This window comes from Niabella agricola (genome assembly GCF_021538615.1).
Taxonomy (GTDB): domain Bacteria; phylum Bacteroidota; class Bacteroidia; order Chitinophagales; family Chitinophagaceae; genus Niabella; species Niabella agricola.
This window is the reverse complement of sequence record NZ_JAJHIZ010000002.1, coordinates 950,050-970,896: the sequence shown is the minus strand read 5'-3', so window position 1 is coordinate 970,896 and position 20,847 is coordinate 950,050. Positions and strand designations below refer to the sequence as shown.

Sequence of the window (20,847 nt, the reverse complement as noted above, 5' to 3'; positions counted from 1 at the left end):
TTTTTGCAGAGCAGGCGCTTTAAATTTACAGATATGGATCATGAAATCATCCGCCCATTGACACCGGCCTTCCTCGACGCGTTTATAGATCTGAAACGGGATTTCTTCGCCATTGACGGGTATCCGTTTGATGAAGCCCTTACAAGAAGTAATGCCCGGTACATCAGTGAACACCCGGAGCTGGGAGCGGTCTTTATGATCTGTGATGAAACCGGAACGCCCATCGGCTTCCTGGTCCTGGCCTTTCTGTTCAGCTTTGAATTTGGCGGTCGCGTTGCGTTTCTGGATGAACTGTGCCTGGGAGACAAGGCCCGCGGAAAGGGATATGGCAAATACGCGGTGAACTTTGTAAAGGCATATGCGGCCGGTAATAACCTGAAAGCCGTTTTCCTGGAAGTAGAACAGCACAACGAACGGGCCAGGGGGCTATATACAGCCAGCGGTTTTAAGGATCATCACCGGCGTTTAATGATCTATCGCCCTGAATAACAGGAAAACAGGTTTAGAGAGCAGTTGCCTGTTAACTTTTAAACGGTCAAACTTCGCCACCTGTCAACTTTGCGTTACCTTTGCACCACTTTTTGAAAACAGATAAATAAAGACGGACTCATGATAAGTGTTAAAGATCTGAAACTGGCTTACGGTAAGCGGGTTTTGTTTGAAGATGTGAATGTGAACTTCACAAAAGGGAATTGCTATGGCGTTATCGGGGCCAATGGCGCGGGCAAATCAACTTTTCTGAAAATCTTAAGCGGGGAGATCGAAGCAAACAAGGGCACCATATCCATCACCCCGGGTGAGCGTATGGCGGTGTTGAAGCAGAACCAGTTTGAGTTTGATGATCAGACGGTGCTCAATACCGTTTTGATGGGGCATAAAAAAATGTGGGACACTATGTTGCGCAGGGATGCGATCTATGCCAACCCGGATGCCACAGAAGACGATTATATGAAAGCATCCGAACTGGAAGCCGAATATGGCGAAATGGGGGGCTACGAATCGGAGAGTGATGCAGCGGCCTTTTTAAATGGACTGGGTGTAAAAGATGAACTGCACCAGATGCTGATGAAGGATATTCCCTCCAATATGAAAGTACGGGTATTGCTGGCCCAGGCACTATTTGGAAACCCGGATATTTTATTACTGGATGAGCCGACCAACGGTTTGGATATTGAAACCATCGGCTGGTTGGAAAATTTCCTGGCTGATTATGAAAATATTGTATTGGTCGTAAGCCACGACCGTCACTTCCTGGATGCGGTATGTACCCATGTAGCGGATGTAGACCGTCAGAAGATCAAAGTATTTACCGGGAACTATTCCTTCTGGTACGAAAGTTCGCAGTTGATGGCCCGCCAGATCAGCGATAAGAATAAAAAGCTGGAAGAGAAGAAAAAGGAGCTGCTGGACTTTATTGCCCGCTTTAGCGCGAATGCCTCCAAAAGTAAACAGGCTACCAGCCGTAAAAAAGCCCTGGAAAAACTGGACTTCCAGGAAATTGAACCCAGCTACCGGAAATACCCGGGTATTATCTTTCAGCCGCTGCGGGAGGTAGGAAACCAGATCCTGAATGTTGAAAAGCTAAAATCGGCAACCGAAGACCGGGTACTTTTTAATAATGTAACGTTTAGTGTAAATAAAGGAGATAAAATTGCCTTTATTTCAAGGGATCCGCTGGCCGTAACCCAGTTTTTTGAGATTGTTAACGGCGAAGCAAAAGCCGATTCGGGTAGTTTTGAATGGGGCACCACCGTTACACCGGCGTACCTGCCCATTGAAAACAGCAAATTCTTTCAATCTGATCTGAATTTAATGGACTGGCTGCGCCAGTTTGTACCTCCTCATGTTACGGACGTGGACGAGCCGTTCCTCCGCGGATTTTTAGGCAAAATGCTGTTCAGCGGGGAGGAGGTGCTTAAAAAGACCAATGTATTGAGCGGTGGTGAAAAAGTACGTTGCATGGTGAGCAAAATGATGTTGCAAAACCCGAATGTGATCATCCTGGACCAACCCACCAACCACCTCGACCTGGAAAGCATCCAGAGCTTTAACGAACAATGTACGGTTTATAATGGGGTGGTGCTGCTGACCAGCCATGACCATACCTTTATGCAAACCGTGGCCAACCGGATCATCGAGCTCACTCCCAAAGGAATCATCGACCGTTTGAGCACTTTTGATGAATACCTGGAAGATGAGCGCGTAAAAGTGCTGCGGGACGAGATGTACGCATAAGAAATTTACAGCAGATATTCAGGAACGGAGCTACGGCTCCGTTCCTGTTTTAGGAGCATCGCCGTTCATAAAAAATTCCATATTATTTTGAACCAACAGTCTTTTCTTTGCGGGCATTAAGTATTGCTTTAGCGGAACGCCGCTTTACAAACAATTGATAAAATCTGATAAAAAATGCGTAGAAAGTTTTTCTTAACCGTTGTGCTGTCCATAACTGTTGCCGGCAGCAGCTGGCTGCATGCCCAGGATGACCTGATCAAAAAGATCAGCGGCAACAGCAGTGATAGCACCGGCTTCCGGTTTACCAATGTGATTAACCTGGCGGTAACACCCGTAGAAAACCAGGGATCTTCCGGCACCTGCTGGAGTTATTCCACCAATTCGTTTCTGGAATCTGAGATGATCAAAGCCGGGCGGAAACCGGTGCCGCTCGCCAAGATCTACACTGCCCGCAGATCGTATGAAGAGAAAGCTGCGAACTATGTAAAAATGAATGGCGCTGTAAGCTGGGGCGATGGCGGCGAACCGCATGACGTCATTAATATGTATGCCAAATATGGTGCCGTACCTGAAGAAGTATACACCGGTTTGCTGAACGGGGCTACCACCAACAATTTCAGCGAAATGCAGGCCATCCTGAAAGCAATGCTGGATGCGGTGATTAAAAATCCCGCCGGCGTGCTTTCGCCCCGTTGGAAGAGCGCCTTTTCTGCCACGCTGGATGCATACCTGGGTGCCGTGCCCCCAATGTTCACCTATCAAAACAAAAGCTACACACCGCAGAGCTTTGCAAAAGAAGTAGTAGGGCTCGATCCCAATAACTACATCGAGTTTATTTCCCAGAACAATACGCCGTACTGGCAAAAAGCCATGATGATGGTGCCGGATAACTGGGCCTTTCAGTGGGATTACAATATTCCCCCTTCAATGCTCACCGAAGTTATCGACTACGCATTAAAAAACGGATATACGGTTGCCTGGGGTACGGATGTATCGGAGCCTTATTTCAGCTGGCCCAACGGTGTGGCATTTGTGCCGCAAGACCCGATGTCTTACATAAAAAATATCGCTCCGGTGCAGAAAAAAGAATGGTTCAGCGGTCCGAAACCCGAGCCGGAGATTACCGCAGAACTGCGCCAGCTGGGTATTGAAAACGGGCAAACTTCGGATGACCATGGTATGCATATCGTTGGCTTATCAAAGGACCAGAATGGAAAGGAATACTATATTGTTAAAAACTCCTGGGGTACCAGCAACGATTATAAAGGCTACCTGCATGTGACCAAGGCATACGTACAGTTTAAAACCACCAGCATCCTGGTAAATAAAAAAGCCGTGCCGCAATCGGTAGCTTCAAAGATCACCATGTAGTAAGACACTTATGAAGAAAGAAAGAAAAGCCCCCGTAAAAATTACGGGAGCTTTTTGTTGGTTCCGGTGTAGTTCTGTATTTTCTGAAGTGTACATTTGCTCCCATTCCAAAAACCAATTGGCGGATCCAGATGAAACAAACCATACCATTTTCCATGCTTTTCCTGCTGCTTTTCTGGTTTTCCTATGCTTGTAACAGCAAGGTAACCGGTAGGAGCAACAGGCCCTCAGACCCCGGATTTACAAGGGATACAGCAAGCTGGTACGATGCTTCCCGTAACAGGATGATCCCGGTAGCGATCTACAAACCGGCTGTACAACGAGCTGCCAGCTTAAAACCGGTGATCATCAATCACGGTTATGGTTCCAACAAAGGGGGCGATTACCTGCAGTATAGCTATTTGGCTGAGGCACTGGCGATGCACGGCTACTATGTACTGAGTATACAACACGAACTGCCTTCAGATTCATTGATGCCGGCAACCGGTATTCCCCAGGTGGTACGCAAACCATTTTGGGAACGCGGTGTAGAAAATATCCGGTATGCAATCGGTCAGCTGAACAAGAAGGAACCGCTTCTCGATTTTACAAAGCTGACACTGATCGGCCATTCCAACGGCGGAGACATGACAGCCCTGTTTCCACAAAAATATCCGGGCCTCATTGCGGCGATGATTACCCTGGATAACCGGCGGATGGCATTGCCCCGTACCCGCAACCCGCGTGTATTCACCCTTCGTTCCAGTGATCAGCCGGCCGACGAAGGCGTACTCCCCGGTACAGCTGAACAACAACAATATGGGATCCGCATCATCAAACTTCGAAATACCATACATAATGACATGGATGACAGCGGTAATTCACACCAACGCAAAGAAATCATTGCTTACGTGCTGGAGTTTTTAGGCACTCTTTGATAGCAGAGGTACTGGTTCTTTTGTTTTTTTAATATTTTCGGTAACGTAACCGGAGATTTTCGCTGACACATACACATAATTTAAATATCTTTAAAGCAGATAAGTGTGTCAACGATTGTTTGACAGCGGCACCGCTGTTTGGCAGCGGTTGTTGTGTAACATAATTTCTGAAACTTACAGGCAGTTTAAACAAAAGAAATGAATAAACGATTTTCACGCCGCGATTTCCTGAAACAAAGCTCGGTAGCCGTTGCGGGTTATTCCATCGGGGCCGCTGCATTTACGCCGCTTATGAGCAAGGAGCATGTTCGGGTGGGTTTGATTGGGGTAGGCCAGCGGGGCCTGGGGCTTGCGACCACGCTTCAGAAAATAAAGACCCTGCAACTGGTTGCCTGCTGCGATATCGATGATGCTCATCTGCAATCGGGCATGAAACTGGCGGCACCCGGAGCCCGGTCTTACAAGGACTATAAAGCGCTGCTGGCGGATAAAAATATAGAAGCGGTGATCATTGCTACTCCTTTGTTTTTGCATCATCCGATGGCCATGGACGCCATCAGCGCCGGTAAACATGTGTACGTAGAAAAGACCATGACCTATAATATTGAGCAGGCATTGTCGCTGGCCCGCATGGTGAAGCAGCATCCCAAACTGGTACTACAGGTAGGTCATCAGTACCGCTATTATGAAATGTATGCGAAAATCAAAAAGTTGCTGGCAGAAGGGATGATCGGAACCGTTACCCAGTTCGAATCGCAGTACAACCGCAATAACGACTGGCGCCGGCCGGTGGAAGGAGGGCGCCATGAAAAAGCTGTAAACTGGCGGATGTATAAAGAATATTCCGGCGGGCTGCTTGCAGAGCTGGCAGCACACCAGATCGACCTGGTAAACTGGCTCGCGGGAGCGGCCCCCGAGAGTGTGGTGGCCATGGGAGGCATCAATTTCTGGAAAGATGGCCGCACTACCTACGATAACATACAGGCCGTATATGAATACCCGAATGGTGTGCGTTCGCTGGTTGGCTCCCGGCTCAGTAATGAATTTATCGGCTACCGGATGCTGATCTTTGGTTCAAAAGGGACTTTTGAACTGGGGCGCGATACGGCCATGTTTTATACCGAGAACCGGGTACGGACGTATGCTACCGTTGACGGCGTTACCGGAGCCACCAAGGAAGCACTTCAGCAGGGCAAAGGGATTTATGTATATAAAGATGAGAAAAAGATAGAGCCGACCTTTTTTGCGCTTAGCGGGTTTGCCGATTCGATCATAAACGGTACACCAGTAGCCAGCAATGTATCTACGGGAAAAGAAGTTGCCATCGCAGTTCACATGGGGAATACTGCGGCCGAAACCGGCCAGGCCCAGCGTTGGCAGAAGGAGTATTCGGCAATATAACAGGATTCAAAACCAACCATAAAATGCTTAAACAACGAACGATGGACCGGAAGCGATTTTTGCGTCTTTCCGCGCTTACCGGTATCGGGCTCGGTATCCGGAGCGGCGCATCTGCTACGCAGCACAAGCCCTTTACCCAGGGAAAACGGATCGGTATTATAGGACTGGACACTTCGCATGCTGCTGCTTTTGTAAAATCGCTGAACAAACAAGATCCGGATCCTGCTTTTTCAGGCTACCGGGTTGTAGCCGCTTATCCCAGGGGCAGTAATGATATTCCAACCAGTGTTGAACGCATCCCCGGTTATACAGCTGAAGTACAGCAATATGGTGTTGCCATCGCAAGCTCAATTGCTGATTTGCTGTCGAAGGTGGATGTGGTTTGCCTGGAAACCAATGATGGCCGGCTGCACATGGAACAGGCCTTACCGGTATTAAAAGCGGGTAAACCGCTTTTTATTGATAAACCCATGACCGCTTCACTGAAGGATGCCGTTGCCATTTTTAAAGCCGCGGATCAATATAAAGTACCAGTCTTTTCCAGTTCCTCGCTCCGGTACATTACCGGTATGGACGAAATTCTCAAAGGAACCTATGGCAAAGTTATCGGAGCGCAAACGTATAGCCCGGCTCCCTGGAGAAAACGCACCCGGACCTGTTCTGGTATGGCATCCACGGCGTTGAAATACTTTTTACTGCCATGGGCGCAGGTTGTCAGTCGGTCATACGGCTGCACACGCCTGAAACCGATGTTGTGGCCGGCATCTGGAACGACGGACGTATCGGTAGCTTCCGGGGCACGCGCAGTGGAAAATCGGAATACGGCGGTACCATTTTTACAGAGAACAAAACTGTTACCCTGGGCAGTTTCAAAGGATACGATCCGTTATTAAAAGAAATCATCCGTTTTTTTGAAACCGGTAAACCGCCGGTGCCTGCAAAGGAAACCCTGGACATCCTGGCCTTTATGGAGGCGGCGGATGAAAGCAAAAAAAGGAACGGAGCTCCCGTGACTCTGGAATCTGTTTATAAAAAAGCAAATTATAAACCTCATAATTAAACAACCATGGCCAATAAGACCAACCGCAGAAACTTTTTAAAGACTACCACATTCAGTGCTGCCGCTCTTACGGTAGGTGGCGTACTGCCGGGGTTCAGTGCCCGCAGCTATCGCAATATACCCGGAGCCAATGAACGCATCCTTACCGGCATGGTGGGTGTCAACAGCAGGGGATCAGCGCTGGCAGGAACTTTCGCCGCGCAAAAAGAATGTCAGATTAACTATGTGTCGGATACCGACAGCCGTGCCATGAACCGCTGTATCGACAAACTGTCCAAGCTGCAGGCTGTTGCACCTAAGGCACAGCCCGATTTCCGGAAGGTATTGGAACAAAAAGATGTGGATGTAATGGTCATTGCCACACCGGATCACTGGCATGCGCCAGCCGCCCTGCTGGCCCTGCAGGCGGGTAAACATGTATACCTGGAAAAGCCCTGCAGCCATAACCCACACGAGGGTGAAATGCTGATTGCATCGGTAAAAAAACACAAACGGCTGATCCAGATGGGCAACCAGCGCCGGTCCTGGCCCAATGTTATGGACGGCATACGGGAACTGCATAATGGAATCATCGGCAAAGCGTATTTTGCACGCACCTGGTATGCCAACAGCCGTAAACCCATTGGTACCGGCAAACAGGCCCCGGTACCCGACTGGCTGAACTATGATCTCTGGCAGGGTCCGGCTCCCCGTAAACCCTATATGGATAACCGGATTCATTATAACTGGCACTGGTTCTGGCACTGGGGTACCGGTGAGGCGCTGAACAATGGCACCCATATGGTGGATCTTGCCCGTTGGGGTTTACAGGTCGATTACCCTACAAAGGTCACTTCCAGCGGCGGACGTTATTTCTTCACCGATGACTGGCAAACGCCCGATACACAAACCATTGGTCTGGAATTTGGCAACAAAGGTACCATTACCTGGGAGGGGAGGAGCGCTAACGGCCGGTTCTCAGATGGGGCTTCGGTGGGCGTGATTTTTTACGGGGAGAAGGGCTCTCTGCAAATAAACGGAGATGACAGCTACCAGGTGTATAATCTCGATAATAAACTGCTGAAAGACGTAAAAAGCAAGGTAGCGGTAAATGCCACCAACACTTCCAACCCCGCTGGTATCCTGGACGGCTTTCACGTACAAAACCTGTTTGATGGTATAAAAAAAGGTACGGCGCTCAATTCCGATATTGAGAGTGGTCATATCAGCACCCTCCTGGTACAACTGGGTAATATTGCCCAGCGAACCACCGGTGTGCTAAACACCAATCCGCAAAACGGGCATATCCTCAATAATCCGGCTGCGGAAAAATTATGGAGCCGCAGCTATGAAAAAGGATGGGAGCCCAAAATATAATGCCAGCGATCGATAACAATCAGGGGCAGCCGGCTACCAGTAATAACAACCGGCAGAAAACCGTATCTTGCTGATCAGGATTTAACTGATCTGATATGAAACGATTCCTTGTTTTTGTGATATGGTGCTGGGTGCTTCCGGTAAAAGCACAAAACGATTACGGCTGGCAAAAAGATATTCCTTATTACCCGGCATCCGTAAAGCAGGATGCCTACCAGCAGAGCCAGTGCCGGCTGGATATTTATTATCCGAAAAACAAAAAAAATACAGCTACTGTTATCTGGTTCCACGGAGGAGGACTTAAAGCGGGGAAAAAGGAAATTCCCGAAGCCCTCATGAATAAGGGATATATTATTATAGGCGTGGGTACCGTTTTTCACCCAGGGTAAGCGCACCTCAATATATAGAAGATGCTGCTGCAGCTGTGGCCTGGGCGTTTCAGCATATTGAACAATTTGGCGGCAGTCGATCGCGGATTGTGCTCTCCGGGCATTCTGCTGGCGGGTACCTCAACCTGATGCTGACTCTGGATAAAAAATATTTACAGCGTTATGCCATTGATGCCGACAGCATATTGGGCACAGTACCATTCAGCGCCCAATGTATTACACATTTTACCGTTCGTGAGGAGCAGGGAATAACGCCTTTACAACCCCGGATCGATTCTCTGGCCCCTTGTTTCATGTTCGAAAAGCCCTCCCATCCATCCTGCTGATTACCGGTGACCGGGAACTGGAACTTTACGGGCGCTATGAGGAAAATGCCTATCTTTTACGAATGTTAAAGCTAGCTGGCAACACCCGTGTGCAATTGTATGAATTGCAGGGGTATGATCATGGAGGTATGGCGCAACCGGCATTTCCATTGTTATTGCGGGAGCTTAAAAAACTTTCAGGGCAATAGACATCGGAAGCGATTCCTTAACGGGACCTTATTTCCTTTTAACAGCCGGAATTTGTATCTTGCATGATATAAGCTGCATTGCATACACTCTATACTATAGGCCATTCTACCCAAAGCGTAGAAGCGTTCATCGGCATGCTGCAATCATTCAATATCCGCATGCTGGCCGATATCCGGCGTTTTCCTGGTTCAAAAAAATTTCCACAGTTTAACAGCGAGGCGCTGGCCACGGCGCTAAACAATAACGGCATCGGGTATATACACCTGGAAGCCCTGGGAGGAAGAAGAAAAGTACAGGAGGCTTCCAGGAACAACCGTTGGCGCAACGCATCTTTCAGAGGATACGCCGACTATATGGAGACCGCCGGTTTTGAAAAAGGCATCACGGAACTGGAGGCGATTGCGACAAAGCAGCCTACAGCCTGCATGTGCTCGGAGGCTGTATGGTGGCGCTGCCATCGCTCGCTCGTGGCCGATTACCTGAAAGCAAAGGGATGGAAGGTACTCCACATTATGGCTGTGGGAAAAATAGAGGAACATCCGTATACGGCCCCGGCACGTGTAGCTGGCAACCGTGTTTTTTATTTTGATGCAGGTCTGTTTGATTAGCGAAGCGCCGCCTGCTATGTTTTCGAGGACGATATTTTTTCCCAAACGTTACCGACCGCATCTGGCCGAAAAGCAGTTAGACTGAAAATTTTTCTTTTAGGAAAAATAATGTTCCATAAATCACAGAAGGAGTATGTTGTTAAATCCGCAGGCATCATGACCATATGTATAGGATCAACGAATGGATTTTAGCGAGTTTTCACATCCGCTTTGCTTAAAAATCGGTGTTTTCGACCAATTGTCCCTGGAGTAGAAAAGAAGGGTGCGTTTTCCAGAAATGTACTGCGCGGAGCTGGCTACCACTGTATTTCGCTTATTCCGGGCACGATCTCTTTGCCAAGATGAAGCATTGCTGAATTTTGATAATTCAGCGCTTCCGGGGATTTGCCTTCCCACTGGCTGCTCTTTCCTCTTATATGAACCCGCCCCTTAACCGGATTAATGGTAAGCACGGTAAACAACGCGTCCTTATATGGACAGGTATAGGAGAGGTAGGGGTATTGCTTATGGATGGACGGATCATAGATTGCGTGTTTATATTTTTCACCCATCCAGTAATAAGAGGCCGAATTGATATGCACGTAATGAACGCCGTTCAAATGGTAATGAGCATCAATATGTGTATGCCCGTTTATAGCCAGCAGGATCTTGTTTCTGTGTTTTTCCAGCAAGGCCTGGATTTCAGCGGCGTTATCCACCGCACCGGAACCGGCCAGGGGCTGATGCGATACAATGATGAGCGGCTCTTTTCTCATTTCCAATTGTTCCTTCAGCCAGGCTAATTGTTCCGGGCCAATATAGGCCGGATAACCTTTTTTATCAACAGGCGACCCTTTATCATTGCCGTCCAGTACCAGTAAACGGATCCCGTTCAGCAGGTATGTATAATACCGTCCGGGCATTCCCCAGTAATCAATGCATTGCTGTTTTGTATAGCCGGAATCAGTATCATGATTTCCGATCACATGTAGGGTCTTTGGATGCGCGTCCTTAAACAGGTCAATCACTTTTTTATTCTTATCGCCCGGATAGGCAAAATCGCCCATCTGCAACAGCGCATCGGGTTTTGCTTTTTTCATATCCGTCATAAAAGCGAAGAGGCGCTCATAGCCATCAGGGACCAGATCCTGGTGCAGATCGGTGATAATGCCAATCTTAACCGTTTCTTTTTTCAATGCCTTTAAAACAGTAGCAGGAATGCTCCATGCAAGTCCTGCAGATGCCGTAGTCCTTACAAATTGCCGCCGGCTAAGGGTAGTAGTCTGCCGTTTCATATTAAGTCCGCAATTTAAATCAAATGTATTAATTGTTAAAGAGGGGATGTAAGCTTGATAGGAGCTTTGGCTTTCCGTAGTGATCCAAATAAAACCGCCAGGAGGGGCGCAAAGTATCTGCAAATAAACAGGATACCCGGAATTTTTAACCGATCCGGAATCGTTTTTCCTATCTTCATTGAATAAATAGCAAACAGATATTTTATGAGATCAAAAATTGCGATCATTTTCATATGTGCGATTGCCATATCCTGCACTCAAAAGACTGAAGAAAAGAGTGGCCCGGCCGGACTGCCGATCAACGGTACCTGGAAGCTTTTAAGCGGCACGCTTATTGAAAATGGAGATACCACGGTTACCGATTATACAAAAGACCGTTCTTTTATAAAGATCATCAACGATAGTCATTTCGCCTTTTTGCAGCACGGGTTTAAAAACGGAAAAGACTCCACGGTATTTGCTGCAGGAGGCGGTACCTATAGCCTCAAAGACAGTATATACACCGAGCACCTGGAATATTGCAATGCCCGGGATTGGGAAGGTAATGATTTCAGTTTTACTGTTTCCATTCACCAGGATACACTCGTGCAGAAAGGGATAGAAAAAGTTGCCGGTAGCAATGTAAACCGGTACAATATTGAAAAATACATCCGGGTGAAAACGCCATTCGCCGGAACTTCCAATAAATGAGTTATGCGATTGTGGTCAGTTCCGGGTACCAGGCCATCAGCATTAAAACAATGCCAACTACCACCAGTCCGTAAAGAACATACCGGAGAAAGGACCGGCTATTTAATTTTCGGTTCAGCCATCTGCCTAAAAATATGGCCGGAATAGAGGTGGTCAGCGCTATCAGGAAATAGTAATTTACCTCAGCAGTTACTAATCCCTTAGCAGCATATCCCACAAAGCCAAGCAGGCTTACCGGTAAAAAATAGGCTTGCAGCGTTGCCCGGAATTGGACGGCCGACCAGTTCCTGAGATTGCCGTATACCACCAGGGGCGGTCCGTTCAATCCATATGCGCCACCAAACACACCCGACAGAAAGCCACAGATAAAAAGCCACCACTGGTTATCTTTTGTCAGATTCCTTGTGCTTTTAGCAGCCAGAGTATACAAGGCATAGCCGATAATGAGCAGTCCAAGCACTGTTTTTACAAGGATCTCATTGCCATATACCAGGATCAGCAGGCCCAAAGGAATGCCAGGAACGGCATAAATAATAAGCCATTTTGCACTATAAAAATGAATCTTCCGGTGGTCCTGGATCACAATGATCAACGCGATCACAATGGACAGCATTACCGATAATGGCACAGCCGTCGTAGCCGGAAGGAAAAAAAGGAATAGTGGTACGGCAATCAATGATTCCCCAAAACCCAGGGTTGACCGTACCAAGGCAGCAATAAAACTGATAACAAGAATTAGAATAACGATCAAGGGCATAGGGGTGAAAATACGAAATATCCAAATATACAGAAGGGGAATCCCATCGTATCATTACCGGTTCACAGAGCGTGTAGGAGGGTTATCCATTTGACAGAACTTCATTTCTGTTTACGCAGCAATTTTGATTTTTTTTTGCTTATATTGCATCTTTCTTCTCTGAAACTATTTAAAACAACAACAACCTAAATTCATTAATGAACGTTATCCGCTTCTATTGATGAGACTGGTCTAACTATAAAAAACAGAATGAAATAATTGCCCTGCTATGTTCCTATAATTTAAGCCTGTCTTGCAGCTTTTAATTTCGGATCCGGAATACCTGCCCGTTCTGGTATGCCTTACAACCACCATACGTTCATATAATCCAATAGTATTAATAGATCTATAGTAACCCCAATCAACCTTAAAAATGAAAAAAGTCTACCCGCTGCTCCTTTTTAGCCTGTGCTGGGCAGGTGCGCTCCCGGCGCAGATAACCCCAACAAATGATCGTATACTCTATGTGAATAAAGCCGTATCCGGCGGAAACGGCAATGGATCTTCCTGGGCCAATGCCATTCCGGAACTGGCCGATGCCCTCAAGTGGGCAAGAGAGCAGTACGATGCTGATAACAACTGGCTTGCGGGCGACTCCCTACGCATCTTTATTGCCCAGGGAACCTATAAGCCTCTGTATGATGCAGATAATAACCGGTATCAGAACAATGGCGGACGCGACAATGCGTTTGTAGTAATGGACCGTGTACATCTGTATGGCGGGTTTCCATCTACAGGAAATCCCGGCATGGGGCAGCGTAATTGGAAGACCTATGTTACCACTTTGAGCGGAGATATTGGCGCTCCAAACGATGCCGCAGATAATGTTTACCATGTGCTCATCAGTATGGGCGGTGGTAACGTGCACCTGGATGGGTTAAAAATAACCGGCGGCAATGCCAATGCCACCCATCAGACACCTGAGGTACGTGTACCAGGAAACAATATCACCTACATCAGAAACGCGGGGGCCGGCTCGCTTTTATCGGGCAATCATTCTTTACGGCTCAGCAATGTGGAAATCAGCGGCAACAGGTCCGCTTACGCAGCCGGGGCCTACATCTTTGGAGCACCTGTGTTCTTCAATATCACGGTTCGCGATAACACCGCTACAGAATGGGGGGGCGGGCTTTATTTTACAGATCCCCGTGTTGACCCGATAGTCATCAATGCACTTTTTACGGGCAATACGGCAAAAAATGGGGCCGCTATTTACAACCGGGCAGATTCATTGATGCTGGTAAATACAACCATCGTGGATAATGTAGCCACACTCGCAGGCAGCAGTATCTTTAGTGATGTGTCAGACTTTGGTATGGGGAACCCCGTCAGAAACCCGGTATTGATCAATAGCATTCTCTGGAACCAGCAGCCCGGTGCCGTTAGTATAATCCAAAACGCCGGAGGCATTCCTATGGAGGTCGCCCATAGTATTGTACAGGGCGCTGCGCCACCGGCCGGCACGGGCAACTCCAATGCAAACCCTACTTTTACCAATGCCGGCAGCGGCAACTATACATTAATGGCAGCAAGCCCTGCTATTAATACCGGCAACACGCCGTTATGGAATGCTGCTAATATCACCGGAACAATGGTTGACCTTGCCGGTAACCCGCGTGTGGCGGGCAATGCCATCGACAGGGGCGCCTTTGAATTACAGACCGCGCTTCCGGTAATGTTTGGCAGCTTCCGGGCTACTATAAAAAGCGGGCACTTATTATTTAACTGGAATACAGAAACAGAAATCAACAATGATCATTTTTTAATACAGGTATCTGTTGATGGTGCAAATTGGAAAACAGTTCAAACCGTCCAAAGCAAAGCGATGGCCGGCAACAGCCATGCAGCGTTGGAATATGCGGTTGCGATTCCATTGGCCACACTCGGCCTAAGCGCCGGGTTCCTGCTGCTGGGCGTTGTTGCATCCAACCGTCGCAGGCGGGCACTGGCAGTGGCCGCATTCCTGGTTTGCATCCTAATATTTGCCTGCAGGAAAAATGACAAGATTGAGCGTGTTGAAACCGGCACACTGTACGCACGCCTGGTGCAGGTAGATAAAGATAGTTCAGAACATATGTCAAAGATCATCCAGATCGTAAGAGAATAAACACGGCATTTACTGCATATTCATTTGCGGGGCAGGAATTGCATCGCTCCCAATTCGCATAAGACTTACCCGGCATGTTGTATCATACGCATGCCGGGTTTTTAATTGAACCTGAGTCCGACAGGATCGAAGACCGGATGAGCCAGGGGTGAAGGGCGCAGCAGGAATATATTTTGTTGTAAAGACAATGAAACGGTTCTATGATTGGTACCGGGAAAAGATCAGTGTTCTGGGCGTTGGGCGATTTCATTATTTAACATAATATAAATTATAAGAAATAAATAATTACTGTACCTTTGTAGATGCATGTGTGAATCATCTGGCCCGTTTGCTGGCCGGATTTTCATGCCTGCATTAGTTAGGGTTTACATTTAAAAACGACAGCGCTGTATTTCTATATGGCGCTGATTTTTCAAGTATCCTTCTTTGTTGATCTTTTGTAATCCCTTAAATAAAATGAATCCCCAGGAAATTGTTTCTGTATGAGCTTTTGTGATGTACGGGTTTTTCGGTGCTCCGGCACTGTCTTTATAAAGTAAACAATATTTCTGCAGTATGATTTTAGCTCCTTAATTATTTTACACGCAAATTGTAACACTTTGATTTATAACAAAATTTACTGAGTAGCAGTATTTATTAGTTTAGTATATTCTTAAAAGATAACCGAATCACTGCGTTGATTTTATGGGGGCCAGTCTTTTGCGCTGGTTTTCAGCAAAGCTGTTAGGTCAGTCTGAAAGATGCCAGGCAAACCATAACAATTTTAACGGCTATTCCTGTTTTTGAAAATCTTCGCCCTATCTATTTAACATAATGTCAACCTCTCTATAAATAAACTATTTAGTATTATAACTTTCATATATAGTTGATTTTTAAATAAAATGAACTCTTATATAAAATTTCGACTCCCCCATCATTTTCTCTACGATCGGCGCCTATTGCGGGGCGATTCCCCGTTTTTAAAAATGCGGTTCCCGCAAATTGGTAAAAAAACGATTCCGAGAAATAGCGCAACACTCGTCTTTAAATACTTCGCACCTTACCCCGCGCATAACGCAGGACGGCACCCCTCCTTTTACGACCAGATACAGCGCTTCATTTAAACAATATAAATCCGGATGCTGTAATAAGCTTCGCCAATGCTATGGGTTTGATACATACAAAGAAAGAGCATCAATATTAAATTTTTTTGAACGTTTTGTCTAGCTCAATAGCTTCAAGTATCAGTTTTCGTAAGGCCGCTATATTGATTTCTCCGGCCGATTGATAAACCCGGTAATAAATTTGTTTGTTTGTTCCGTGCTCTAAATAATGCGCTTCATCTTTTAACCGGTTACCATACCAAAAGGCGAACATCACGCCGCTTTTAAAACCTCCGCGCGGAACGGCCGCGGGATAAATCAGCAATAAAGACCGGTTTCCATAGAAAAACGGCACGTTATAGGACATTTTTTCTTTACCATAACCGTTCAATGTATCAATGGCAATCTGACGCAGCACATCAAGCAGCAAGGCCTGGTCTGCAGGAAGAAATTCAAACAGCTCCAATAATGAACGAAACTTTATCTTTCTTTTTTCCATCACCGGTTGTATATTCTTTCTATAAAAATATTTTTTGCTCCGTTACTAACAAAAATTTTATCTTTTATGCGCCTCATGCAGTATTTGCAATGGGTATAAACAGCATAAAATGAGAAAGCTAATCGCAGGAATCAATATGACGCTTGACGGGTTTTGCGATCACACCGCAATCATACCGGATGATGAACTACATCAGCATTATGCAGACCTCTTACGCAGCGCAGATGTTATATTATATGGAAGAATCACCTATCAATTAATGGAATACTGGCCAACAGTGGTCAAAAATCCAACGGGGAATCCAGAAACAGATGATTTTGCAAGGGTGATGGACAAGATTCCAAAGGTTGTTTTTTCCCATACTTTGAAAAAGGTGCATTGGGCTAGTACGCGGCTCGCAAAAGGTACCCTTGAAGAAGAAGTTGCTGCGCTCAAGCAATCTGCAGATGGCCGTATGGGAGATATTTTGGTGGGTAGCCGGAGCCTGATCATCGCTTTGCTAAACCTTAATTTAATCGACGAATTTCAATTAACCATTCATCCGGTTGTAGCGGGCAGCGGTTTGCCTCTATTTAACAACATCGATCATAGAGCCGCGTTTAAACTCATAAATACAAAGACCTTTGGTTCAGGAGCTATCACGCTTTATTATGAGCCGCTAAAAAAATGACCATCAACAGGAATTATCATCCTTTCGCTTGTTTGCCGGCTTGCGCGCTCCCTCTGGCCTCCAGAAAAGATCCCTTAAAAAACGCTATAGATCCGTTTTCTTATTTGGACAGATCCGCCTATCTGGTTGCCCGGTTCTCTTCTTCAGATACTGCTGTCTTCTTGTGTTGACTGGCTTTTCCGAAGGAGTAGCTGATGGTTGCCTGCAGTTTCTGCATTCCCCACCAGTGCGAAAATTGATTGTTTATGATTTCCTTATACCTGAACTGGAGCTGCTGGTAGTACGTATTAAGAATATCGGAAAAAGCAACCCTGGTATGGAGCTTGTTTGAAAACCAACCTTTTTGCAGGGCGATATCAATATGATACATCGGTTTAAAAATATACAGACTGTTGCCGGAACGGGACTCGTAATTGGTAAAAACAGTTGCAGAAAAATGATTATTAAACGTAAAAACCTGGTTGAGTTTTAAGACATAGTTATAAACGACCGGGTTGTAAATTTTATCCAGGTAAGGTTGCTGTTCTTTGTTATAATAGCCCATGAGCTGCAAGTTTATCTGCCATAATTTGTTAACGGTAAAAGGTAATACAACGGATATATTGGCAAATTTCCGATATGGAAGGTTGGTGCCTAAAAAAGCCATCTCATTGGTGACTGTATCGTACATCGGGTACCGGCTGATGACATCGGACTCTTTTCCAGCGTTAAGTTCAAGCAGATACGACCGGAACCGGTAATTTATTTTAAACTGGCTGGTTGTGGAAGGGTCAAGATAGGGATTGCCGATCCAGTAATTTAGTGCGCTCAGGTAGAACCGGAAGGGATTGAGCTGACTGAACGGAGGCCGGGTAATGCGCCTGGCGTAGGAAAATGAAAGCTCCTGCCGTTGGTCAATCTGGTAATGAACGGTGGCAGATGGCAGCCATTGGATATACGATTTATGAATACTGGAGGCTGTGGTAACCGAATGTGCCCGTGATAGTGTCTGCTCTCCTCTCAGCCCTGCCGTTACCTGGATGCTTCCGATTTTTCCATTTGCAGATATATATGCCGCGTTAATATCTTCGTTATAAATAAACAGATTACTTCTGGAAGCATCCGGAACAAAAACCGGAGGGTCAATCTGCAGGGTATCGTATCGAATGTCATTATTTGTAACCGACCGGCTGAATTTAACCCCGGCATCCAGGTACCAGTTCTTTAGTTTCCTGCTAAGGTCGGCCTGTGCAGTATACACCCGTATTTTGTTCAACAGATCGGTGTTCCAGTGTTCTGATTCTTTTTGGGTTAGCTGGTCTGTATTAATAAATGCATCCTGCTGGGTATTCGTTACCTCCAGTACTGATCCCAGAAAACTGATACGGGTCTTTTCTTTTTGAAAGGTATAGTCCAGTCGGGCGCTTCTGTTTTTTTGCACATAATGTGTGGGGTTATTGCTTTTGGTAAAGAACGCGATTTCGTCTCCTGCTTTTTTTACGGCATACAGGGAACCGGACCGTTCCCGTTGGCTGTTTATGATATAGTCCCGTAACTGTAAACCCATCTGGTGCATGGTATTGGGCTGATAACTGATGCCTAGTTGGATGCCCGGGTTTCGCTGCAAGTTCTTTTGATCCAGTTTCGTTTGCAGGATGTCGGTACTGGCTAAATGCTGATATGTGCGGTACCGGTAAATATCGCTGCCTGCCATATAGCTAGCAACTGCTGTAGCCGAAAATTTGTCCCGGGTATAAAAGAGATTAAGGGTGTGATTGCTGTTGGTATACCGGTTCTGCTGCAGCAGGCTGGAATAGTTGCCACTCCAGCCCTCAGTATGGTTTTTTTTTAGTCGGATATCGATGACCCCTTTATACTCAGCATCATATTGTGCCCCCGGGTTGGTAATCACCTCCATGGATGCCACTTTATCGGGTGTAAGCGTTTTTAAATAATTATTGAGTGCTTCGCCGTCCAAGAGCAGCGGCTTCCCGTTTAAAAAGAAAACAGGACGCACCCGGTTCCCCATTTGCAAACTACCATCCGCGGCCACCTGGATACCCGGTGTATTTTTTAATACATCCAAAAGATTGAGGGCTGTTTTCAATTGTGTATTTCCGGCTACTTGAATAATGGTGTTCCCCTGCGACAAACTGACAGGCCTCTGACCTGCGGTAACCGTAATGTTTTCTAAAACCTGGGGCCGGGGTGATAACCGGATAGCGCCAAGATCGTGCTTGTCTGCTAAAGCAACAGAAAACTGCTTGGCATTATAACCAACTGAACTGACCCGGAGGATATACCGGGCAGGCCGTATAACAGCAAGCTCAAAATATCCCAGACTATCGGCGCTGCCTGTTACTAAATGGCTGCTGTCATCCGCCAGCACCAGCGTAATTGAGGCGCCCTTTATGGGCAAAATTGCAACACTGTCTACTACCCTACCCTTGACCTGGCTAAAGCTAAATGGTGCATATAAAATGAAAATCAGTAATTTAAAAAGTTTGAAACTGCGCGGCATCCGGGTAAAAATTTAGTTACCCAAATGTATTAGCCGGGTGGTTGAAACAGGTTCCGGAATTGGAATACCGAAGTACGGTTTTATAAAATAAAACCTCAGTATGACGGTGTTGTCTGCGGAACGCCCTCCCGGTACTGCATAGGTGTGATGCCGGTTAGTTTTTTGAACACCGTAAAAAAGGTAGACTTGGAGTTAAATCCCACCTCATAGCCGATTTCCTCGATCCGTATATGTGGCTTTTCAACGATCAGTTTACAAGCTTCTTTTATACGATATCCGTTGATAAAGGCGGAAAAGCGCTGCTTCAGATTATCATTCAATAATTGTGAGAGCTGATGATTTGTCATATTGCTTCGGGACGCCACATCGCCTAGTTTTATATCGGGCAGCAGGTACAGTTTTTCTTCCAGGACTATTTTTTCCAATTTTTGGATCAGCAGGTCTGCCTGTTTCCCGGGGATCTTTTTATGCTGGTACTTTTCAGGCTTTTTTATGGAAGACCGCTCTTCGGGGTTGTTCCGGAAAACCTCATAAATTTTCAGATACGTTAAAAGGGTAAAAGCGATGGCGCCTACAATGCAAACAGGACCTTTCATCATCCCGGAGAACCCGGTATAATAAATAATATTACCAAGAAGTATATACCGGAAATAGGATCCTTCCCTGAACCTGTCTTTATACTTCCAATAAAAAACACAGGTAACTGCAAGGCCGGAAAACCAAATGGCATATACCAGTTTTACAAGATATTGCTTCCATATCTCGGGATACAACTGCATCGGGTACATAAGGCCGATAACGATCAGTGCCATAAACGGCAGGAAGGAAACCTTCCAGTTCCTGAAAAAGACCTGTTGGGGAAAAATACAGGACCGGGCATAAAAGTAAAGTGTAGGACCGATAAGCAAACAGGCGCTCAAGCCCATCTGGATATAAACCAGAGACAGATCCGGATGGAAATAGCTGAAAACGGCATCTCCCAGCTTTACGGACAAAAGCAACAGCAGGAAGCCCAGCAACAGGTGATGTGTTACCCGGGATTTATTCAGGAACAGCAAATAACTACCGAATAAAAAACCGTTTAATGTACTTAATCCACTTATAAAATAAAACAATCCCTGTGACGCATTCATAGCATAGTTCTAATTAAAGCCCGGAACAGGAACTAAAGATATTCAAATATTATTGAATTACCACTCAACTTCGGATCCGGTCATCGGCTGCCATTATTTATCTGCCAATAAGCAATATCGGATAGATCGATATGAACCGGATCTATCATCGTTATGTTTACCGCTCCGGAGTTTATTGTTTTAGGCATTAATGGTTGGAGTTGCCCGGATCACTAAGGTGACTGTTTTAATAAGCATCAATTCT

General features: G+C 46.2%; 19 protein-coding genes. 14 read left to right on the top strand and 5 right to left on the bottom strand.

Features of this window, described 5'->3' with window-relative positions; translation table 11 throughout:
- Positions 1 to 33: 33 nt before the first annotated feature.
- From LL912_RS04455 to LL912_RS04405, 11 genes are all read left to right on the top strand, one after another.
- Complete coding sequence (locus LL912_RS04455) at positions 34 to 489, top strand: GNAT family N-acetyltransferase (RefSeq protein ID WP_235552355.1); 456 nt, start codon at positions 34 to 36, stop codon at positions 487 to 489.
- 120 nt (positions 490 to 609) lie between these two features.
- Positions 610 to 2,235 carry an ABC-F family ATP-binding cassette domain-containing protein gene (locus LL912_RS04450; protein WP_235552354.1) on the top strand — a complete coding sequence of 542 codons (1,626 nt, stop codon included), beginning with the start codon at positions 610 to 612 and terminating at the stop codon, positions 2,233 to 2,235.
- 174 nt (positions 2,236 to 2,409) lie between these two features.
- Positions 2,410 to 3,606 (top strand): C1 family peptidase, encoded by a 1,197-nt coding sequence (locus tag LL912_RS04445; RefSeq protein ID WP_235552353.1) that lies wholly within the window; start codon positions 2,410 to 2,412, stop codon positions 3,604 to 3,606.
- A gap of 131 nt (positions 3,607 to 3,737) precedes the next feature.
- Entirely contained in the window at positions 3,738 to 4,523 is a 786-nt protein-coding gene (locus LL912_RS04440; RefSeq protein WP_235552352.1) for an alpha/beta hydrolase family protein, read from the top strand.
- 198 nt (positions 4,524 to 4,721) lie between these two features.
- Positions 4,722 to 5,924: a Gfo/Idh/MocA family protein gene (locus tag LL912_RS04435; RefSeq protein WP_235552351.1), complete on the top strand. Its 1,203-nt coding sequence runs from the start codon at positions 4,722 to 4,724 to the stop codon at positions 5,922 to 5,924.
- Positions 5,925 to 5,947: 23 nt separating this feature from the next.
- The gene (locus LL912_RS04430) at positions 5,948 to 6,817 is read left to right on the top strand and encodes a Gfo/Idh/MocA family protein (RefSeq protein ID WP_235552350.1); all 870 of its coding nucleotides are present in this window, start codon (positions 5,948 to 5,950) and stop codon (positions 6,815 to 6,817) included.
- 173 nt (positions 6,818 to 6,990) lie between these two features.
- Complete coding sequence (locus tag LL912_RS04425; RefSeq protein WP_235552349.1) at positions 6,991 to 8,340, top strand: Gfo/Idh/MocA family protein; 1,350 nt, start codon at positions 6,991 to 6,993, stop codon at positions 8,338 to 8,340.
- Between the two features lie 95 nt (positions 8,341 to 8,435).
- Positions 8,436 to 8,729, top strand: a complete 294-nt coding sequence (locus LL912_RS04420; RefSeq protein ID WP_235552348.1) for a hypothetical protein — start codon at positions 8,436 to 8,438, stop codon at positions 8,727 to 8,729.
- 35 nt (positions 8,730 to 8,764) lie between these two features.
- The gene (locus LL912_RS04415) at positions 8,765 to 9,055 is read left to right on the top strand and encodes an alpha/beta hydrolase (protein ID WP_235552347.1); all 291 of its coding nucleotides are present in this window, start codon (positions 8,765 to 8,767) and stop codon (positions 9,053 to 9,055) included.
- A complete protein-coding gene (locus LL912_RS04410) occupies positions 9,016 to 9,243 on the top strand; it encodes a hypothetical protein (RefSeq protein ID WP_235552556.1) in 228 nt (75 codons plus the stop codon). Before LL912_RS04415 ends, LL912_RS04410 begins: the two co-directional genes overlap by 40 nt.
- A 78-nt stretch (positions 9,244 to 9,321) precedes the next feature.
- Entirely contained in the window at positions 9,322 to 9,852 is a 531-nt protein-coding gene (locus LL912_RS04405; RefSeq protein ID WP_235552346.1) for a DUF488 domain-containing protein, read from the top strand.
- A 296-nt stretch (positions 9,853 to 10,148) separates the two neighbouring features.
- Here the strand turns inward: LL912_RS04405 and LL912_RS04400 are convergent, their stop codons facing one another.
- Complete coding sequence (locus LL912_RS04400) at positions 10,149 to 11,126, bottom strand: metallophosphoesterase family protein (protein WP_235552345.1); 978 nt, start codon at positions 11,124 to 11,126, stop codon at positions 10,149 to 10,151.
- A gap of 204 nt (positions 11,127 to 11,330) precedes the next feature.
- On the opposite strand from LL912_RS04400, the gene LL912_RS04395 reads away from it, so the two are divergent.
- On the top strand, positions 11,331 to 11,816 hold the full coding sequence (locus LL912_RS04395; protein ID WP_235552344.1) for a lipocalin-like domain-containing protein: 486 nt from the start codon (positions 11,331 to 11,333) through the stop codon (positions 11,814 to 11,816).
- A gap of 1 nt (position 11,817) precedes the next feature.
- Here LL912_RS04395 and LL912_RS04390 read toward each other — a convergent pair whose 3' ends face one another.
- A complete protein-coding gene (locus LL912_RS04390; RefSeq protein WP_235552343.1) occupies positions 11,818 to 12,573 on the bottom strand; it encodes a sulfite exporter TauE/SafE family protein in 756 nt (251 codons plus the stop codon).
- Between the two features lie 412 nt (positions 12,574 to 12,985).
- On the opposite strand from LL912_RS04390, the gene LL912_RS04385 reads away from it, so the two are divergent.
- A complete protein-coding gene (locus tag LL912_RS04385) occupies positions 12,986 to 14,719 on the top strand; it encodes a choice-of-anchor Q domain-containing protein (RefSeq protein WP_235552342.1) in 1,734 nt (577 codons plus the stop codon).
- 1,179 nt (positions 14,720 to 15,898) lie between these two features.
- On the opposite strand, the gene LL912_RS04380 is transcribed toward LL912_RS04385, so the two are convergent.
- Positions 15,899 to 16,300 carry a DUF1801 domain-containing protein gene (locus tag LL912_RS04380; RefSeq protein WP_235552341.1) on the bottom strand — a complete coding sequence of 134 codons (402 nt, stop codon included), beginning with the start codon at positions 16,298 to 16,300 and terminating at the stop codon, positions 15,899 to 15,901.
- Between the two features lie 109 nt (positions 16,301 to 16,409).
- Here LL912_RS04380 and LL912_RS04375 point away from each other — a divergent pair, with 109 nt between their 5' ends.
- Positions 16,410 to 16,970, top strand: coding sequence for a dihydrofolate reductase family protein (locus tag LL912_RS04375; RefSeq protein WP_235552340.1), 561 nt, complete (start codon positions 16,410 to 16,412; stop codon positions 16,968 to 16,970).
- A gap of 118 nt (positions 16,971 to 17,088) precedes the next feature.
- On the opposite strand, the gene LL912_RS04370 is transcribed toward LL912_RS04375, so the two are convergent.
- Complete coding sequence (locus tag LL912_RS04370) at positions 17,089 to 19,470, bottom strand: outer membrane beta-barrel protein (protein WP_235552339.1); 2,382 nt, start codon at positions 19,468 to 19,470, stop codon at positions 17,089 to 17,091.
- Positions 19,471 to 19,565: 95 nt separating this feature from the next.
- Positions 19,566 to 20,603: a helix-turn-helix domain-containing protein gene (locus tag LL912_RS04365; RefSeq protein WP_235552338.1), complete on the bottom strand. Its 1,038-nt coding sequence runs from the start codon at positions 20,601 to 20,603 to the stop codon at positions 19,566 to 19,568.
- Between the last annotated feature and the right edge of the window lie 244 nt (positions 20,604 to 20,847).

Excerpts from the sequence above, each read along its gene's own strand:
- LL912_RS04455 (WP_235552355.1), top strand. The coding sequence starts at position 34 with ATGGATCATGAAATCATCCGCCCATTGACACCGGCCTTCCTCGACGCG.
- LL912_RS04450 (WP_235552354.1), top strand. The coding sequence starts at position 610 with ATGATAAGTGTTAAAGATCTGAAACTGGCTTACGGTAAGCGGGTTTTG.
- LL912_RS04445 (WP_235552353.1), top strand. The coding sequence starts at position 2,410 with ATGCGTAGAAAGTTTTTCTTAACCGTTGTGCTGTCCATAACTGTTGCC.
- LL912_RS04440 (WP_235552352.1), top strand. The coding sequence starts at position 3,738 with ATGAAACAAACCATACCATTTTCCATGCTTTTCCTGCTGCTTTTCTGG.
- LL912_RS04435 (WP_235552351.1), top strand. The coding sequence starts at position 4,722 with ATGAATAAACGATTTTCACGCCGCGATTTCCTGAAACAAAGCTCGGTA.
- LL912_RS04430 (WP_235552350.1), top strand. The coding sequence starts at position 5,948 with ATGCTTAAACAACGAACGATGGACCGGAAGCGATTTTTGCGTCTTTCC.
- LL912_RS04425 (WP_235552349.1), top strand. The coding sequence starts at position 6,991 with ATGGCCAATAAGACCAACCGCAGAAACTTTTTAAAGACTACCACATTC.
- LL912_RS04420 (WP_235552348.1), top strand. The coding sequence starts at position 8,436 with ATGAAACGATTCCTTGTTTTTGTGATATGGTGCTGGGTGCTTCCGGTA.
- LL912_RS04400 (WP_235552345.1), bottom strand. The coding sequence starts at position 11,126 with ATGAAACGGCAGACTACTACCCTTAGCCGGCGGCAATTTGTAAGGACT.
- LL912_RS04395 (WP_235552344.1), top strand. The coding sequence starts at position 11,331 with ATGAGATCAAAAATTGCGATCATTTTCATATGTGCGATTGCCATATCC.
- LL912_RS04390 (WP_235552343.1), bottom strand. The coding sequence starts at position 12,573 with ATGCCCTTGATCGTTATTCTAATTCTTGTTATCAGTTTTATTGCTGCC.
- LL912_RS04385 (WP_235552342.1), top strand. The coding sequence starts at position 12,986 with ATGAAAAAAGTCTACCCGCTGCTCCTTTTTAGCCTGTGCTGGGCAGGT.
- LL912_RS04380 (WP_235552341.1), bottom strand. The coding sequence starts at position 16,300 with ATGGAAAAAAGAAAGATAAAGTTTCGTTCATTATTGGAGCTGTTTGAA.
- LL912_RS04375 (WP_235552340.1), top strand. The coding sequence starts at position 16,410 with ATGAGAAAGCTAATCGCAGGAATCAATATGACGCTTGACGGGTTTTGC.
- LL912_RS04370 (WP_235552339.1), bottom strand. The coding sequence starts at position 19,470 with ATGCCGCGCAGTTTCAAACTTTTTAAATTACTGATTTTCATTTTATAT.
- LL912_RS04365 (WP_235552338.1), bottom strand. The coding sequence starts at position 20,603 with ATGAATGCGTCACAGGGATTGTTTTATTTTATAAGTGGATTAAGTACA.